Below are 17,297 nucleotides of genomic sequence, written 5' to 3'. Positions count from 1 at the left end.
ATATTCATTTTATTATTGGAGTATATACCAACTTCGTTCCCCTTGGCAAATCTCCTAGTTTTGGATTTTATTTTCTGCTTTATCTTTTGAGTTTTGAATAAAATGATTTAGTTCATGGGTAAATTCTTCAAGATTGATTGCAGAAAATTTTATATAATCGACTATTTGTTTTAATTCTGCCGGATCATTTAATGGATCATCAAGTTCATTTGACAGCCCTAAAATATTTGCAATGGGTTGTCGTACTCTATGAGAAGTCATAAAAAGCATTTCTTTGAGCTGGGTTATGTAATCTTTTAGGTCGGTAACATCAGCGATCGACCCGATCATTCTGAAGGGGGCTCCATTTTGGTCTCGTAGTAAGTACCCCTTGTCAACAAAATAATAAATCTTTCCTTTATTATCCAGAAAACGATATTCACCGGACCAAAAAATTTCTTTGCTTTTAAAAAAATCTGTAACACTGTTTGTCACTCTTTCCTGGTCATCAGGATGAATGGAATTGCACCAACTTGCGAGGTCTATCCATTCTTTTTCTTTCTCTATTTCCATAAAATTATAATAGGCATCATTTCTCCAAATTACATCATCGTTTATCTTCCATTCATATATTATGTCTTTGGAAGCTCTTGCAGCCAGGCTGAAGCGTTCGCTGACCTCTTTGTTTTCTTTCTTTTCTTCGGCCTCTTTCAATGCACGTTCGATTTTAAGGGGTAGTGTAAAAAGTTTATCTTTCAGTGCATAATCAGTAACGCCATTTTTAATAAGTTCAACCGCATTTTCTTCTCCAATAGTTCCTGAAACAATAATAAATGGAATTTCTGGATATTTTTTTTCTTTAATGCGGTACGCTACGGCTCCATCAAATGAGGGAAGATTGAAGTCGGATAATATGACATCAGGTTTAAAGATATCAAGAGCATTTTCAAAAGCTGCACGAGTTTCGACAATTTCCGAAGTGAAAATCAATCGGGATTTATTCAGTTCATACAGGAGTAACCCTGCATCGCTTTTATTGTCTTCCAGTATTAATATTTTTAATATCTTTTCCATAGTGATTTTATTGTGGTGGTTGGTTTAATATCATCCAGTACAATCCTAAGTCGCTCACCGCTTTAACGAAATGGTCGAATTCCACAGGCTTCACCACATAACTGTTTACGCCCAAGCTGTAGCATTCCTGGATATCCGGATCTTCTTTCGAAGAGGTGAGTACCACAACGGGGATTCTTTTTGTGCGCTCATCGGATTTTATTCTCCTCAATACTTCTATGCCATTTACTTTCGGCATTTTCAAATCCAAAACAATTACATTTGGGATGTTATCCATCTCTCGATCAGAATACTCGCCTTTTGCAAAGATAAAATCCAGCGCTTCCGCTCCATCTTTAAGATGAATTAACTTATTTGCCAGATTATTTTTTTTCAGTGCTCGAATGGTTAATTCGGCATCGTTCATATTGTCTTCGACTAAAAGAATTTGTAAGTTGTTCATGTTGTTTTAGTTTTTTGTTAATGAAAAATGAAATGTCGCTCCTTTGTTTACTATTCCTTCTGCCCAAACTTTTCCGCCGTGTTTGATAATAATTCGTTGAACAATTGCCAGGCCAACTCCTGTCCCTTTGAACTCCTCGTAGGAATGCAGGCGCTGGAATACACCAAATAATTTATCGGAATATTGCATGTCGAAACCTACACCGTTATCGTTTACTGAAAATATAATTTCACCGTTTTTCTCTTCTGAAGAAATTCTCACGATAGGATTTTCTCCCTTTGAAGAGTATTTTATGGCATTCGAAACAAGATTGAACATTACCTGGTGAAGCAAACTATAGTCTGCTTTCACTTTATGGAGATGGGCGGTATTGATTTTGGCCTTGTACGTTATTGATTTATTGGTTTCATTGATGACACTTTCGATTAATTGATTCATATCCACTTCGGTTTTCTGCATCTCTTTTCGTCCAAGACGCGAAAAAGCAAGCAGGTCGTCTATGAGGGTTCCCATTTTGGTGGCATTGGATCTTATTGTTTCAAGAATACGCATTCCTTCCTGATCTAACTTTTCTCCGTAATCCTCATTGAGTATTTGTGCGTAACCATTGATGGCACGTAGCGGAGCACGTAAGTCGTGAGAGATGGAATACGAAAAAGACTCCAATTCTTGATTTATTTCAATTAATTTTTCTTCGGCATTTTTTATTTCTGTTATATCCTGAACAATTCCGAAAAAACGTCTCGGTTTATTATTTTCATCAAAATCTACATTAGTTTGAGAAAGGACGTGAATGATTGTTTCGTCTTGTCTTTTTATTCGGTGATTGAATGTGTTTCCTTTCAAGGTGGTGAAAACTTCATTTACTTTTTCTTTTACAAAAGCCAGATCATTTGGGTGTATGCAGGAAAAATAGGTCTCTAATGACGCTACCGTTGTATTTGGATCAACCCCCAAAATTTTAAAAGCTTCGTCAGACCACGTATCGGTATTGGTAACTAAATTACTATCCCAATTGCCAACTTTTGCCAGTGTCTGGGCTTCTTTTAGTTTTGCCGTAATAACTTTCAATTGATGTTCTGAATTTTTACGATCAGTAATGTCAATAACTATTCCCATCATTTTGGTTAACTCCCCTTTTTCGTTCTTATAAACAAGGCCTTGCGCTGAAATCCACCGAATGGTATCGTTTGCTTTTTTAATGCGGCATTCCATACTGAACTTGCCTTTGGAATACGCTTCCTCAAATCGTTGCTCAGCATATTTTCTGTCTTCAGGAATTACATGTTTTATAAAAATCTCATACCCCCATTCCGGTAAAAAATCGTCATAACCGAATATTTGGTCGTGCAATAAGGAGCGCCAGGCGGTGCCATTAACCAAATTCAAATCCCATGCTCCAATACGGGCAGAATCTAAGACTACTCGGAATTTTTCTTCACTTTCTGCTAATTGCTGAATATAATTTTCCAACTCTTTATTCGCTATTAACAGTTGCTCTTCCGCTTTTTTTCGCTCCGTAATGTCAATTGAAACCGAAAAAAGACAGGATGTATTGTCTACTTTTAGTAAAAGAATAGAGGTAGAAATCCATAGGATAGCACCCTTTTTAGTTTGCATCGTAGTTTCAATTCCTTTTACAATTTTATTTTCTTTCAGGACTTGAAAAATTTCTTCTCTTTGAATCGGATTGAATAAGATATTTAATTCAGCAGCAGTTTTACCAATGACTTCCTCAAGGTTTGAAAAACCAAATAGTTCCAGAAAGCTATTATTAGTATTTATTATTTTTTCATCCTTGAGTCGACTGATTACAATAGCCGAGGGATTGTGATTAAATAAATTGGAGAAAAGTTCTTTTGATTTATTTAATTCTATTTCATGTTTGGCTCTTGTTTTTTGGTTCTTAATAATTACAAGGCTCACCAGTAACAGGATGACTAAAAAGAAAAAAAGAAGAATAAAAAATAGCCGTTCGAATTCTTTTATACTTTTTTCATTTTCTGTTTTTCTCAGTTTGAGCAAAAAAAGTTCCTCACTATTAATTTGATCAATTAATAATCGAATTTTATTGGTAAAAAGAGTGCCCTTATGGTTGATAACTGTTTTTTCGGTTTCACTCAGGCTACTGTTTTTTTTGATTTCAATAAGTTTTTTCGTGTAAATCAAATGTTTCTCAATCATATTTTTCAAGGAATCAATTCTCGCTTGCTGCCTAACATTATCCTTGGTAAGTGCTGTCAGTGCCGCTATATTTCCTTTTATTGTTTTAGAGGATTTATAGTAGTGTTCTAAAAAAACTTGATCCCCTGAAAAAAAATATGCCCTTGAGCCGGTTACAATATCCAGAACATCTAAAAGCACCTTGTCGTTCTTGCGAAGTACTTCCTGTGTATGTTCAACCCAATTGCCCGTAGTTTTTATTTTTTGATTATTGTTATAGAATACCATCAATAACAATACTAAAACTAGGGTTGTTAGAATAAATAGAAAGGTTAATTTTTTTTCAAAATTGAATTTCATAGCCCCTGTTTTTAAAATAAATTAATTTTATTGATTCGGATCTTGATATTAAATGTCTTATGCAATTATAAAAGTATTGGGCTTCGAATATTTTTTGCCTATTTTTTAATATTCTAAAGGCAATTCCCTGAAAGTCTATTCGTTTTGTTTTTTGAAAATTTAGATTCGTTTCAATATTATTTTAACACGTTGATTTGTAATTATTTTAATTACAACCAATATGGTTATTTTGAACTAACTATTTTTAGCATAGTGCCGTTGTGGTATTTGTTTGTTTATCCGCTAACTATCGGGATACTGGAAATAAAGATTGTCTTTTTTTAAATAACTTTTACAATAGTGCTACTAATTGTTGTGGTATACTACTTTTTTCTTTGTAAAAGATCCAAAGGCTTGTCATTTATAGTGCCAATTTAAGAAAATATTATGAAAAAGCATAAAAAAAATCACTTTTTAAATATTATTTTCAAATGAAAGCTTTAAAATTTTTGAAAAAATAAAAAAGATGTTATTCTTGGGCTTCATACGGTATTATTTTATGGCTGACCAAACAGGAATAAACAGGCAAATTAAAACTTGGAAAAACAATTATATAGAGAGGCTGCCAGATCGTAGCTCTTTTATCGTTTTAAACTCTTTTTAACTTCTTTAGGGACAATCACACACTTTGCGGACCGCCTGTAGATAATTGAATGTTTTATTTTATAATTCCTCCGTAAAAGTTAATCGATTCCCAAAAGGGTCAGTGGCTTGCATACAAATAGTATTGGGGTTCCATGAGGCTTTGTCAAAACTGGGCCTGTTGAATTTGTAGTTTTTGGTAATAATTTTTTCGTAAAAGGCTGTAAGATTGTGAAAATTTTCAATATGTACTCGTGCTCCTGGACTGCAATCGCCGTGATGCTCTGGTAATAACAATACCATTTAGAGATATTTGCAGATAAATAGGAGCATTGTCCGGTTTATTTTCCCAGTCGATTTTAAAACCTAGCCATTCGATATAAAATGCTTTGGCCTTGTCATAATCAAAAATTCTAAAAATAGGTCATGCAATGGTCATAATGGATTCTAAATAAATTCGTATTTCCAAAATATAGTGAAATTCGTGATTTGCGAATCTATTATTTATATTTCGGAAACTCAAAAGCATAGCTCTTTCCAAGGAGAAATAATAATCCATGAACAAGGGGTTCTGGAAGAAAGTTTAATTTGTTTAAATAGGAGTCGTATGTTTTATTGGAATAATTTGTAATTAAAAAAGGCGCAGAATAAGAAGTTATATAAATATCAGTTATCCTCTTACAGTCAGGTACGGTATTTTTGTTAAAACACGAAAAGCTTACTTTTTCATTTTTATTTTTTAGAGTGACCAAGTCGAAAATGGATAAGGGAATGGTTGGATTAACAGGATAGAAAAGCAGTGACTTGGAAACATCAATTATAAACCATTTTTGCAATTCTTTGGAATACACCTCGTTAAACGCATGACCGCCTTTAAGAGTAGGATCATTTGAGATTACTTTCAGCCCCCATTCTTTTACTTTTAAATCATTTATCACACAAAAATTATTGAAGACTTGCGAAAAATCGCTACAAACCCCTCCTTCGCCGTTCATCATTTTTCTTAAGGCAATTGCAGATGATTTGCCTAGTCCCGGGCCACCTTTTATATTGTTTCTAAGCCAAATGGCTATTTGTTTTGCTTTATCAATATCACTTAATGCGACTTTTATTGTATCGAAAATTAGAGGATTTAACTCAAAGTAGATTTCCGGAATGTCGGCTGCCTTATTTATGTTGTTGTAGCAAAAATTTTCTACACGATCAATAGATGCGTTCTTAGATAATAACCTAAATCGTGCTTCGTATAGTAAAGGATGCCTTCTTAAATACCAAATTAAAGATTTTCTCATTGCTCAATAATTTATCCTGTTTTTAAACAATTAAAATAAAGAAATGAAACGTATAAAATGATTTTTTTTGTAATTGTAAGGGTATAGTAATTAAGTAGGTATATCAAATATAGTGAAATTAATTATTTGAAAAATATTTTTTATAGTTAACCGTTAAACAGGAAATAAAAGGCCCCAAGTGATGCTTTTTTATTGATTTTATTTTTTAAAACCATTGCTAACGGGCTCTGAAAATTATTTTTTTAGAGGATAATTTGCTTCGAAAGTTTTAAATCGAGAGTCGAGGTTTTGAAGCAGTTGTTTTTTTACGGAAGTTTCTTTTATAAAGCTATAATTAATACTGTTATAAACAAATTGTTTAATATCAGCGTAAGTGATGTTTTTATATCTTTTGGCCAGTACAACATACTGCTCCGTCATATTGGTTCGTAAAATCCCTGCATCATCAGTACTGATAACAATGGGAACACCAAATTCTTTGTACAATGTCAACGGATGGCGGTTTTCTTTTACTTTTAAAATGAATTCATTACTCACTAAGTTTATTTCGATGGGAATTGTCTTCTTAGCCATATAACGCAATAAATCATACGAATTTTGTTCATACGCCATGTCCACGCCATGACCAATACGGTTGGCTCCGGCAAGATATACAGCGGCATTAATATGCCAGGTTAGGTCTTCGGGTTGAACTAAACCAAGAGTAAGTTCACCGGCATGCAGCGTGTATTTTACATTTGGATAGCGAGAATGACAATATTTAAACATCACCATGTGCAGCCAATAATCTTTCATGGATGTTTCGCCATCTTCTGGTGAAACAATATTAACACCCGCCATAAGCGGACTGCTGTCGGCTGAGATAAAGGCTATGACCAGATTTTTAAATAAATCAACCGGTTCCATAAAACGCAATACAAAATTTTGATAACGCATCGTGAACTTCGCATCATCAATTTTAAGGTCGTTATGAAGTTTGGCTACAAAGTTTACATTGAAATCAGTGGCGTACGATGCCGCATTCTTTTGCAGTAATACATTATAAACAGAATCCAGCGATTTTATAATTGTTTTTTCGTCTTTTATTTTTGATAATTGTCGTAATCGAGTATTGAATTTTGTCAAATCATCCGTGTTCATAGTACACGGAATCGTAGCTAATTGCGTTTCAATATAACTGACGTTTTCTGTAATGGCTCTATTTTTTAGTTCCAGTACCCCTGGTCCAAAATTACCTTTGATTGCTGGCTCAAACTTCATAAACGATTCAAAAAACAACTTGTCCGAAGGATAATCCACATGATTGTAATCTTTTACAGACCATTTTTGCATGATTTTTTGTTTGTAAGCATCCAATTCACCATTGCTTTTTAGTGCTGAAAATTGTTCCCAGTTCCCAACCAATGGTTTTTCTTTATTCACCTGCATGGTTTCAGTATTGAGATAAAAATCATCCGCAATGGCTCGTTCCAATAAAGGTTCAGCGTAGATCGATCCGGAGTAGTGATGGTGTAAATCGCCTCCTTTTGGCATCTGAGAAAAGAAAGCAGTTAATGCAGCTTCATTATTTCTAATCTTTTCGAAATACTCATCAGCTGATTGGGCGTAACCAATATTCAAAAGAGCAGAAAAAAGTAACGTTAAGAATAATTTCATAGTGTAAATTTCAATTGAATGGTTTGTATTGCGACCGCTGAAATAATAATAGATTAAGGAAGCTGGATTTAGCCCACAAACTAATGAAGTGCAATACGCATTTTAATCAAAGGTATGTTTTTTTCAAATTTAAGCAATTCCGTTTTCTATATTAGGCATGGGAATATTTTGATTTTAAGCAAGTGGTAAATATTCAAGGCCATTTAATTAAGTTCTGAATGAAATTTTATTTTGCCAATGGAGCCCGTTGCTGTTGGAATTAATTCAAAAACAGAAGTAGGAGCGAGCATCGGTTCTATTCGATGGGAAACATATAGAATGGTCATTTTCGTTTCTTGCATTAAGATAGTGATGAGTTGTATGACCAGGGCTACATTTGCATCATCCAAGCCTTCCACTGGTTCATCCAGAATGACTAATGGCGGGTGTTTGAGAACGGCACGAACTATCAGTGCTACTCTTTGCTGGCCCATGGAGAGTTGATTGAATATTTTGTTTTTTAAATGGCTCATCTGAATTACATCAAGCCATTGCGCAACAATTTGTTTTTGTAAAGTGGTTGGTTCGGTGTACAATCCGATAGAATCAAAAAATCCAGAAAGAATCATTTGTTCTAAAGTATTATTTCTTTGGAATAATTCCATCATTGCCGTTGAGAAAATACCAATTTGTTTCTTGATTTCCCAGACACTTTCACCGCTACCTTTTTTTCTTCCAAAAAGATATAATTCTTGTCCGTAGCCTTTTGGATTATCTCCTGTAATCATGGATAAAAGCGTGCTTTTTCCAGAACCGTTTGGGCCAACAAGTTGCCAAAATTCCCCTTGTTTGATCGTCCAGGAAATTGAATCCACAATAGTTCTGTTGTCATAACTTACGGAAATCCCATTCATTTTTATCAGGATACTTTCTTTATAATCAAAAGGTTTCAAGGATTTTGGCAGCAGGGGCTTTACCGCTGTTTTTTGATTTGTTTCTGCTGCACTAATTTTGTTTAAAGCAAAAGAATTATCAGTTATATGCCTTTTATTTTGAATAAAAGGAAGCAAATCAGTTGCGCGATTAACCAATTGTATGATGCGGACGGAAGCCGATAATTTCTCGAGTGAACTGAATAGTGCGGCCCGCGAGGATTGATCTAGATGATCAAAAGGATTGTCAAAAATGATATAATCCGGATTTTGATTGATACAATAGCGTAAAAACTCCTTTTTTTGTTCACCGGAGGAAAACGTACGTAATTTTCGGTTTGATTGGTGAGCGGCTTCAACACTATCGTATCGATCTTCTTTTTCGATGAATTTTTCAATAGCGATGGCAGAAAAAAGAATCCCTTTGAGTTCATTAAAAGCAATTAATTCTCCTTTGGCTTCTCCTGAAATCAAAGTTTCAATAAAGACTTTTTTATCTACCCGATTCGATAAAAGTATGTTCCAATGTGTATTTTTGGTCATTTGTAAATAACTAATTTGGCATGCTAAGATGCATTGGTAAAATTAAACGTATCCTTTTTCAAACACAAATATTATTCCTTTTATAAAAAACTATTTTCAGTATAATTCAAATCAGTGTGGAAGGTTTCTTTTAATTTTGCAAGAGCTAAAATTGACGTCACAGACAGAATTGATCCTACAATCATACCTGCATTGAGAATATTACCATCAAAAAGATGGTCTCTGAAAAAGCCATAAATCAAGATAATTAATGGAAGGGAACCACGAACAAAATTAGGAACTGTTGTCGTTACCGTTGCCCGAATATTGGTTCCGAACTGTTCCGCTGCAATGGTCACGAATAGGACCCAGTAACCTACAGAGAATCCCATAATAAAACAAAGTATGTAGAAAGTGGAAGCTGTAATTCCAAAGGCATTCAAATACACGAAAACCATAATTAGATTAAATATCAAAAACAAACGCATGATCTTTTTTCGACTTTTCAGCCGCTGGCTTAATAAACCGCTGGCAATATCCCCAAAAACTAATCCCGCATAGCAAAAAGCAATCGCTTTCCCCGCAGCAATAGTCTCGAAACCCTGTACACCAAGAGCTTTGGCAAATTCAGGGGAAAAAGTAATTAAAACTCCAACTAAAAACCATAGAGGGACTCCTATAAGAATACACTGAAAATATTTTGAAAACCGCTTTTTATCAGTGAATAAAGACAAAAAATCACCTTTCTTTTCTTCACTCTCCAGTACTTTTCTGAACATTCCAGATTCAGTAATGCTGATTCTTAGAAAGAGTAAAAGTATTCCTAGAATGCCACCGGCATAGTAACACAAACGCCAGTCCTGAAAAATCTGATAGACTAAATAAGCAGCCACCGCTCCGGAAACCCCCACAGAAGCGACGATCATAGTTCCATAACCTCGTTTTTCCTTCGGTAAGGATTCGGTAACCAAAGTAATCCCGGCACCTAATTCTCCTGCAAGACCAATTCCGGCAATCAATCTCCAAAAAGCATAGCCATCGACCGTAGTTACCATTCCATTGGCAATATTCGCTGCAGAATAAATTAAGATGGAACCAAATAAAACTGAAATCCGTCCCTTTTTATCACCTAAAACTCCCCAAAGAATACCACCAAAGAGCATCCCAAACATTTGCATGCTAATCAAATATTCGCCTTGATTCCGTATCGCATCACCTGTAATTCCAAGTTCTTTCAAACTATCGGTACGGACAATGCCAAAAAGTAATAGATCATAAATATCAACAAAATAACCCAGTGCTGCCACAATTACGGCGGCATTAAGAATACGGGTTGGTTTATTTATGTCAAGGGATGGATTAGTGCTCATTACTTTTTTTTATTTAGTACAAATTGCATCAATAAGTCGGTTTGTTCTTCGTTTCCTAATGTAAAAACATGTTTGTCAAATTCGAGAAAACCATTTTTGGAATAGAATCTAAGTGCTCTGTGATTTTCTTCCCAGACACCAAGCCAAATGTAATCAACACCAGTTTGTTGTGCAATTTTTTTTACTTCGTCAATCAATAATTGACCTATATTTTTTCCGTGAAAAGCTTGTGAAACGTAAATTCGATGTATTTCTAAAGCATTTTTATTTATGGTTTCGGTTTGGGCTTCGCCAAAATTTATTTTCAAGTAACCCAGTATTTCGTTCCCTATAGTGGCTAGATAAAAATGAGAATTTATATTGTTTAATTCAGCCGTTAATCGTTCAGAATTAAAACTTTCCGTTATATAGTTAGCAATGTTTTCGGGAGTATTTACAGCTGCGAATGTTTCGATAAAAGTTTGGGTACTTATATTTTGTATTGCTTCAAGATCGGATAGCGTGGCTTTTCTAATTTCAGTTGAATTCATAATGGGAATGATGGTTTGGTTTGTTTCAAAAATCAAAAATACACAAATAATTTTGATGGCAATTTTCATTTTCTATTATAGTATTCAACAAATCAATTCATAGATTCCTACTTTCTTGTTTTCAATTTGTACTTTTGAAACAATTAATAAAAGAACTTGAAAGAGTATAGTATATGAAAATTGTTATATCGCCAGCCAAATCCTTAAATTTTGAAAAAGAGTTACCCACTTCACTTCACACAGATGCCCAGTTTCTAAAAGAATCACGACAAGTGCATAAAGTTTTAAAAGAAAAGAAGCCTGCCCAGCTGTCTGATTTAATGAGTATTTCAGATAAACTCGCAGATTTGAACTGGAAACGCAACCAGGAATGGAAAACACCGTTCACGGCAGAAAATGCACGTCCGGCAGTTTTTACTTTTGACGGAGATGTATATACCGGATTAGATGCTTATTCGATTCCGATAGAAAAATTAGAAATGTTGCAAGATAATTTGAGAATACTATCCGGTTTATATGGATTATTGAAACCATTGGATTTGATACAAGCCTATCGATTGGAAATGGGGACGAAACTGCCTATAGGCGGAAGCAAAAATTTATACGAATTTTGGAAACCAACCATTACAAAAACATTAAATAAAGAACTTAAAAAAGGAGAATTATTTATCAATTTAGCCAGTACAGAATATTTTTCGGCGATTGATGTAAAAGCCCTGAAAGTTCCGGTAATTACTCCGGAATTCAAAGATTATAAAAATGGAAAACTAAAAATAATCAGTTTCTTTGCCAAGAAGGCCAGGGGAATGATGGTCCGCTATATCATTGATACCAGTGCAAAAACAATTGATGATTTAAAAGGTTTCAATTATGAAGGCTATCAATTTGATGCTAATTTATCAAAAGGGAATCATTTGGTTTTTACTCGATAATAGGATCTCACTATTTAAAAAAATGCCGATTTTCGTACTGAAAACCGGCATTTTTTTAATTTGCCATTAATGCATTGCATCTGCAGGATTAATTTTGTTCTTCCCTTTTTTAATTAAAAAGATTATTGGAATGCAACATAAAAACATAACGCCGAGGTAAAGAAAAATATCCATATAGGATAAGACGGTGCTTTGTCTCATGACTGAATAATCAATGACTTGATAGGCTTTTTTTAACGATTCGTTAGTCGAAAATCCCTTTGACATAAAACCTTTTTGCAACATCATTACGCGTTGTTGTACTTCTAATCTGCTTCCATCTAAATGGGAAACCAAATTCACCCGATGTTCCTGACTGAATCTTGTGATGAAAGTAGTGATAATTGCGATTCCAAAGGAACCTCCTAATTGTCGCATCATTCCGGTAAAAGCAGCGCCTTCACCAATGTTTTTCCCTTTTAATGTTGACAGCGAAAGGGTTGTTATTGGCACAAAAAGTAATCCTAATCCGATTCCTCTTAAAATCAATCCCCAATAAAGATGTTCCACTCCGGTACTGGGCGTCATGCTATTGTGCATCATAAGGGTGAAGAAAAAGAATATTAAAAATCCAATACCAACCATATAACCTTGGGGAACGCCTCTCTGAATTAATTTACCAATAATGGGCATCATAATAGCGGTGGTAATTGAACCTGGAATAAGCAATAAACCCGCATCTGTGGCTGTCCATCCTAAAATGGCTTGTGTGTAAATTGGAATAATTAAAGTCGAACCATAGAGTCCAAATCCTAAAATGAAACACATTAAGGTTCCTATTCTTAGATTTCCATCTTTTAGAACGCTTAAATTCACAATAGGATGTTTGTAGGTCAATTCTCTCCAAATAAACAATATTAAACCAAAAACGGATACTACGGTTAAAAATGTAATTACCTTATTATTGAACCAATCATCTTGCTGACCGTGTTCTAACACAAACTGTAAAGAACCGATGAAAGCCGTCAAAAGAAAAATCCCCAGCCAATCGACCTGCTTGGCTTTTAATTTTTCACCAAATTTAGGGCTTCTTACAAAACTCAATGCCAAAATGGTGGCAATGATTCCAAGAGGAATATTGATATAAAAAATATAAGGCCAGGAAAAATTATCGACAAGGTAACCACCCAATGGCGGGCCTAAAGTAGGCCCAACAATTACCCCCATTCCATAAATAGCCTGCGCCATGCCACGTTTTGCAACGGGATAGCTCTCCGTTATGATAGTTTGAGCCGTAACTAATAAGGCACCACCACCCAGACCTTGAATAAATCTAAAGGCAATCAGTTCCCATATATTATTGGCATTACCACATAAAAAGGAGGAAACGGTAAAAATAATGATGGACACAACAAAATAATTTCGTCTCCCAAATTGTTGTGAAAGCCAACTTGTCATTGGGATTACGATAACATTTGCAATAGCATAGGCAGTAATAACCCAGGCCACGTCATTTAATGTTGCGCCCAGACTTCCTCTCATGTTCGTTAAGGCTACATTGACAATAGTGGTGTCTACGATTTCCAGCAATGCACAAAGTACTGCTGTAATCGTAATTAGAACTCGTCTGTAACCGTATTCTACTAAATCATCTTCTTCTTTTACTTGTACCATTTTAGTTTAAATGTACATCAACATCAACATTCATTCCCGGTCGTAATAATTTTATTTTTTCAACATCATTGGATGCATTCAGGCTTATTTTTACAGGTAATCGCTGAATGGTTTTTACAAAATTTCCAGTTGCATTGTCCGGAGGCAGGATAGAAAAACGGGAACCGGTTGCAGGAGAAAATGAAGTAACGGAACCTTCAAAATCATAATCAGGATAAGCATCAACTTTGATGGTTACTTTTTGCCCAATAATCATTTTGTTCAATTGCGTTTCCTTAAAATTAGCAATTACCCAAGCTGTAGAATTATTAATGATATAAAAGAGAGATTGTCCCGGTTGTACTAATTGCCCCGGTTGGATATCAATTTTTGAAACCTGACCATCAATAGCCGCGGTAACTGCAGTGTAGGATAAATTTAATTTTGCAGCCTCAAGCATGGCTTCCGCTCTTTTAATGTTGGCAGCAGCCACTTCAGTTTGTTTACCAGAAACTTTTGATTTGGCTACAATAACTGATTTTTGATACGAACTCGCTTTTTCTTGTTGTTTTAAAATGCGAATTTGAGTTTCTGCTTCTTGTTTGGCAGCTAAAGCTTGTTCATATTGTTGTTTCGTTATCGAATGATTTTTATATAAATTTTCATAACGATTGTAATCACTGGTGATTCTGCCTAATCTGATTTTTGCAGTTTCAAGATTTCCACCAGCCGATTGTACATTCGCATCAGAAACAGAAATGTTTGCCAAAGCGCTACCGATATCTGCTTTTGAAACTTCAAAATTTCCTTCTGCAGCCAGCAATGAAGCAACCGCTTCATCAATTTTCAATTGATAATCTCTTTTGTCAATGGTAAAAAGCGTATCACCTTTCTTTACAAAGTCATTGTCTTTTATATATACTTTATCCACATATCCTGAAACTTTAGGAATAATAGGATTCATGTTTTTTTCAATCTGCGCATCATCGGTTTCTTCGTGCGATAAGGAGTGCATGTATTTATAGGTTCCATAAGTTCCGCCTAATACGATCAAAGCCACTAGGATAATAATAAATTTTGTATTTGTTTTTTTCTTTTCCATGTGATTGATAATTATATTTTTGAAAGATTGAATGATTGTGATAATTGTCCGGTAACAGAAAGCAGTTCGTAATATTTCTGAATAATATTTGCTTTTGCTAATGCTTTATTAATTCTTGACCCCAGCTGCTCTACGTCTGCTTCCAGTAAATCATTGGTATCAGAAAGCCCGTTGTCGTACTTGTCTTTTATGATCCTGTAATTTTCTGCCGATTGTTCTACTGCCTGTCCATAAACTACATTTTGTTTTAAGGCTAAATTGTAATCTTCAATTGCCTTTTGGACTTGAATTTTGATATAATCGGTAAGGATTGCTTCAGAGTTTTGTACTTCCAGTGATTTACTTTCCGCTAGTTTCACCATGGTTCCGTTTTTAAGTATTGAACTTAAATCATACGAAATACCAACTCCAAAATTCATTGCATTTTGAACCGTAACTACATTTTTTAAGTCTAATGCGGTATAGCCTCCAATAAGTGACACAGCCGGATAATAAGCGCTTTTTGCCATTTTTATATTGGCTTGACTTGCTTTTTCCTGAAACCGAATTGCTTCTAAATCTTTACGATTTTGTAATGCCGGCTCTTCATTAGCTGGGACATTATCCATCTGAAAGTTGGCAAAATCACTTTCTCGAATTTCTAGTTGTGTTTCAACGGGTAATTTTAACAAGGTAACCAAAGAGAAATTTACGATGCTCAAATTAGTGGCAGCCTCGTCAATTGACAATTGAATTTTAGAAACCTGTAACTGAGATTTCAGTAAATCGTTTCTTGGAATGATACCGTTTTTTTCTAATTCACCAAAGTCAGTAGCACGTTGTTGTGCACTTTTTTGATTTTCTTTTAATAATTCTATGGTTTTTTGCGCTTTGTACAGGCTGGCGTAACTATTAATCACTCTCATTGCAATTTCTTCCTTTGTTTGCGAAGCCGTTGCTGTTTCTGCCTGGTATAAATTATCGTAAACCTTAATGCTGTTTTGGATTTTAAAACCGGCAAAAACAGGAACACTGGCGTTGACTTGACCAATCATCAATTGATCTACAACTGGCATCGGTTCAGAATTATCGCTTTTGTTTATTTTTAGATTGACAGAAGCCTTTGCCAATCTTTGATATTGCCCTGAGACTTTTAAATCAGGATATTGATTGTTTTTTATCGATTGCAACTCATATTTTTTAGTAGCCACTTTAGTATTGGCTAAACTAACTTCATTGCTTTTTGTCCAAGCCAAATGGATGGCTTCGTCGAGCGTTAAACTCGTTTTTTCTTGTGCATCTATGGATGAAATTCCGATAAAGAAAATCCCAAAGAGCATTAATTGACTAACTTTCATATATCAGAAGGGCTTTTATTGTTTGTTGGATGTGTTTTGTCAAATTGGTTTTAATGTAATTATTATATAAGTCTTCGGTTTTCAAGTTTAGTAAATTTTCGAAGAAAGGTTTGTTCATGTGAAAATGAAAGAACGTACCAAGGATTGTTGGAGTTATCAGCGGAATAATAATATCTTTTCGAAAAACGCCCTTTTTTTGACCTTCTTCGATAATGGATTCCAAGGATTTTAGATTTCCTTTTTTTAATTCAGTGAAAGATTGAAAATTTAAGTCCCGTTTATTTGTGGCAAACTCGAAATGTAGAATTCTGTATATTCCTTTATTACAATTGATTCTATTAATATACAGCTCGATTAACTTATTGATTTTTTCAATCGGCTCGAGGTTTTCTTGCATTAATGTATCTAATTGAGATTTTAAATCGGAAGTTCTATATATAATTAGGGATTCCAGTAAGCGTTCTTTGGATCCAAAATAATAGGAAACCATGGCTATGTTTATTTTAGCTTCTTTAGCGATGTTCCTGATTGAAGTGCCATCAAAACCTTTTTCAGCAAATAGCGTTTCCGCTACCTCAAGTATCTTAATTTGTTTTTCGTTAAAATTAGTAACTGAACCCATACACTTTAAATAGTGTCACAAAATTAAACAACCGTTTAACTTAAACAGTTGTTTAGTTTTATTTTAACATAATTTTAACATGAATATATTCATTTTTAATATTGAAAAAGCGGTTCCTGAAAATTATTTTTTGCCTGATTGGGCATATTAATACGTTATCATCGGTATCAAAAAGTTAAAGGTATATAATGCTGCTTATTTAGCTTTTATGGGTATCCAAATTTCTTCTTCCGAATCGGGATCGTTGTTTTTATATTTTGCTCCTAACAGTTCAAAATGAGGTCTGTTATCTAAAAGGTATTCTGAATTCGGTAACCATGTCCTGAAAATAGTTTCGAAGATAGCAGTGCTTTGTCCCTTATGTTGAAAGACGGCGTAGCATCCTGCTAGCAAGGTAAAGGTTTCCATTTCATAGGGAATAGTATTAAAATCGGGAACTTCTATTGCAGCCCATTTCTCGAAAGTGGTGTTTGGATTGAAATTATTAAAATACAAGGGGTCATATAACTGTATCGAATAAAGATTAGTGTCAATGTTGTTTTGTATTTCTTTTCGTCTTGGCATAAAATGGGACCATAGCTCACGAGTTTTGTTATTGATAAGGGACATTTGAATGCGCTTGCCAATTAATTTTTTCGAGTTACTTACTTAATCACTACGATTTGTTTCCAGCCCCGATGCGGATGTGAGACTAATCGTTTGAATATATTATCAAAAATAGAATCTTTGTAAATTGACCTATTCAGCCGATA

At 34.5% G+C, this 17,297-nt stretch carries 14 protein-coding genes and 1 pseudogene; 1 reads left to right on the top strand and 14 read right to left on the bottom strand.

Annotated elements, in window-relative coordinates:
* Positions 1 to 54: 54 nt before the first annotated feature.
* The 9 genes and pseudogenes from ACNQGH_RS05690 to ACNQGH_RS05650 form a co-directional block, all read right to left on the bottom strand.
* Positions 55 to 1,053, bottom strand: coding sequence for a PAS domain-containing protein (locus tag ACNQGH_RS05690; protein ID WP_417955021.1), 999 nt, complete (start codon positions 1,051 to 1,053; stop codon positions 55 to 57).
* A 7-nt stretch (positions 1,054 to 1,060) separates the two neighbouring features.
* Positions 1,061 to 1,495, bottom strand: a complete 435-nt coding sequence (locus ACNQGH_RS05685) for a response regulator (RefSeq protein WP_417955020.1) — start codon at positions 1,493 to 1,495, stop codon at positions 1,061 to 1,063.
* Positions 1,496 to 1,501: 6 nt separating this feature from the next.
* On the bottom strand, positions 1,502 to 4,018 hold the full coding sequence (locus tag ACNQGH_RS05680; protein WP_417955019.1) for a PAS domain-containing protein: 2,517 nt from the start codon (positions 4,016 to 4,018) through the stop codon (positions 1,502 to 1,504).
* A gap of 702 nt (positions 4,019 to 4,720) precedes the next feature.
* A pseudogene (locus tag ACNQGH_RS05675) lies at positions 4,721 to 5,018 on the bottom strand (glyoxalase superfamily protein).
* 121 nt (positions 5,019 to 5,139) lie between these two features.
* The gene (locus ACNQGH_RS05670; RefSeq protein WP_417955018.1) at positions 5,140 to 5,931 is read right to left on the bottom strand and encodes a transglutaminase domain-containing protein; all 792 of its coding nucleotides are present in this window, start codon (positions 5,929 to 5,931) and stop codon (positions 5,140 to 5,142) included.
* 234 nt (positions 5,932 to 6,165) lie between these two features.
* A complete protein-coding gene (locus ACNQGH_RS05665; protein WP_417955017.1) occupies positions 6,166 to 7,587 on the bottom strand; it encodes an adenosine deaminase in 1,422 nt (473 codons plus the stop codon).
* A gap of 203 nt (positions 7,588 to 7,790) precedes the next feature.
* Entirely contained in the window at positions 7,791 to 9,041 is a 1,251-nt protein-coding gene (locus ACNQGH_RS05660; protein ID WP_417955016.1) for an ATP-binding cassette domain-containing protein, read from the bottom strand.
* 80 nt (positions 9,042 to 9,121) lie between these two features.
* Complete coding sequence (locus ACNQGH_RS05655) at positions 9,122 to 10,390, bottom strand: MFS transporter (RefSeq protein WP_417955015.1); 1,269 nt, start codon at positions 10,388 to 10,390, stop codon at positions 9,122 to 9,124.
* Positions 10,390 to 10,989, bottom strand: coding sequence for a GNAT family N-acetyltransferase (locus ACNQGH_RS05650; protein ID WP_417955014.1), 600 nt, complete (start codon positions 10,987 to 10,989; stop codon positions 10,390 to 10,392). Before ACNQGH_RS05650 ends, ACNQGH_RS05655 begins: the two co-directional genes overlap by 1 nt.
* Before the next feature lie 104 nt (positions 10,990 to 11,093).
* On the opposite strand from ACNQGH_RS05650, the gene yaaA reads away from it, so the two are divergent.
* Positions 11,094 to 11,852 (top strand): peroxide stress protein YaaA, encoded by a 759-nt coding sequence (gene yaaA / locus ACNQGH_RS05645; RefSeq protein WP_417955013.1) that lies wholly within the window; start codon positions 11,094 to 11,096, stop codon positions 11,850 to 11,852.
* A 66-nt stretch (positions 11,853 to 11,918) separates the two neighbouring features.
* Here yaaA and ACNQGH_RS05640 read toward each other — a convergent pair whose 3' ends face one another.
* The 5 genes from ACNQGH_RS05640 to ACNQGH_RS05620 form a co-directional block, all read right to left on the bottom strand.
* Positions 11,919 to 13,505, bottom strand: coding sequence for a DHA2 family efflux MFS transporter permease subunit (locus ACNQGH_RS05640; protein WP_417955012.1), 1,587 nt, complete (start codon positions 13,503 to 13,505; stop codon positions 11,919 to 11,921).
* 1 nt (position 13,506) lies between these two features.
* Entirely contained in the window at positions 13,507 to 14,586 is a 1,080-nt protein-coding gene (locus ACNQGH_RS05635) for an HlyD family secretion protein (protein ID WP_417955011.1), read from the bottom strand.
* A gap of 11 nt (positions 14,587 to 14,597) precedes the next feature.
* On the bottom strand, positions 14,598 to 15,923 hold the full coding sequence (locus tag ACNQGH_RS05630) for a TolC family protein (protein WP_417955010.1): 1,326 nt from the start codon (positions 15,921 to 15,923) through the stop codon (positions 14,598 to 14,600).
* Positions 15,913 to 16,545: a TetR/AcrR family transcriptional regulator gene (locus ACNQGH_RS05625; protein ID WP_417955009.1), complete on the bottom strand. Its 633-nt coding sequence runs from the start codon at positions 16,543 to 16,545 to the stop codon at positions 15,913 to 15,915. Before ACNQGH_RS05625 ends, ACNQGH_RS05630 begins: the two co-directional genes overlap by 11 nt.
* A gap of 195 nt (positions 16,546 to 16,740) precedes the next feature.
* Complete coding sequence (locus ACNQGH_RS05620; RefSeq protein WP_417955208.1) at positions 16,741 to 17,172, bottom strand: GyrI-like domain-containing protein; 432 nt, start codon at positions 17,170 to 17,172, stop codon at positions 16,741 to 16,743.
* Positions 17,173 to 17,297: the final 125 nt, after the last annotated feature.

This window comes from Flavobacterium kochi (assembly GCF_048286715.1).
Lineage (GTDB): Bacteria > Bacteroidota > Bacteroidia > Flavobacteriales > Flavobacteriaceae > Flavobacterium.
The sequence above is the reverse complement of the archived record's forward strand: the minus strand, read 5'-3'. Positions and strand labels throughout refer to the sequence as shown.

Coding starts and splice junctions, on each gene's coding strand:
- ACNQGH_RS05690 (WP_417955021.1), bottom strand. CDS start 1,053: ATGGAAAAGATATTAAAAATATTAATACTGGAAGACAATAAAAGCGAT.
- ACNQGH_RS05685 (WP_417955020.1), bottom strand. CDS start 1,495: ATGAACAACTTACAAATTCTTTTAGTCGAAGACAATATGAACGATGCC.
- ACNQGH_RS05680 (WP_417955019.1), bottom strand. CDS start 4,018: ATGAAATTCAATTTTGAAAAAAAATTAACCTTTCTATTTATTCTAACA.
- ACNQGH_RS05670 (WP_417955018.1), bottom strand. CDS start 5,931: ATGAGAAAATCTTTAATTTGGTATTTAAGAAGGCATCCTTTACTATAC.
- ACNQGH_RS05665 (WP_417955017.1), bottom strand. CDS start 7,587: ATGAAATTATTCTTAACGTTACTTTTTTCTGCTCTTTTGAATATTGGT.
- ACNQGH_RS05660 (WP_417955016.1), bottom strand. CDS start 9,041: ATGACCAAAAATACACATTGGAACATACTTTTATCGAATCGGGTAGAT.
- ACNQGH_RS05655 (WP_417955015.1), bottom strand. CDS start 10,390: ATGAGCACTAATCCATCCCTTGACATAAATAAACCAACCCGTATTCTT.
- ACNQGH_RS05650 (WP_417955014.1), bottom strand. CDS start 10,989: ATGAAAATTGCCATCAAAATTATTTGTGTATTTTTGATTTTTGAAACA.
- yaaA (WP_417955013.1), top strand. CDS start 11,094: ATGAAAATTGTTATATCGCCAGCCAAATCCTTAAATTTTGAAAAAGAG.
- ACNQGH_RS05640 (WP_417955012.1), bottom strand. CDS start 13,505: ATGGTACAAGTAAAAGAAGAAGATGATTTAGTAGAATACGGTTACAGA.
- ACNQGH_RS05635 (WP_417955011.1), bottom strand. CDS start 14,586: ATGGAAAAGAAAAAAACAAATACAAAATTTATTATTATCCTAGTGGCT.
- ACNQGH_RS05630 (WP_417955010.1), bottom strand. CDS start 15,923: ATGAAAGTTAGTCAATTAATGCTCTTTGGGATTTTCTTTATCGGAATT.
- ACNQGH_RS05625 (WP_417955009.1), bottom strand. CDS start 16,545: ATGGGTTCAGTTACTAATTTTAACGAAAAACAAATTAAGATACTTGAG.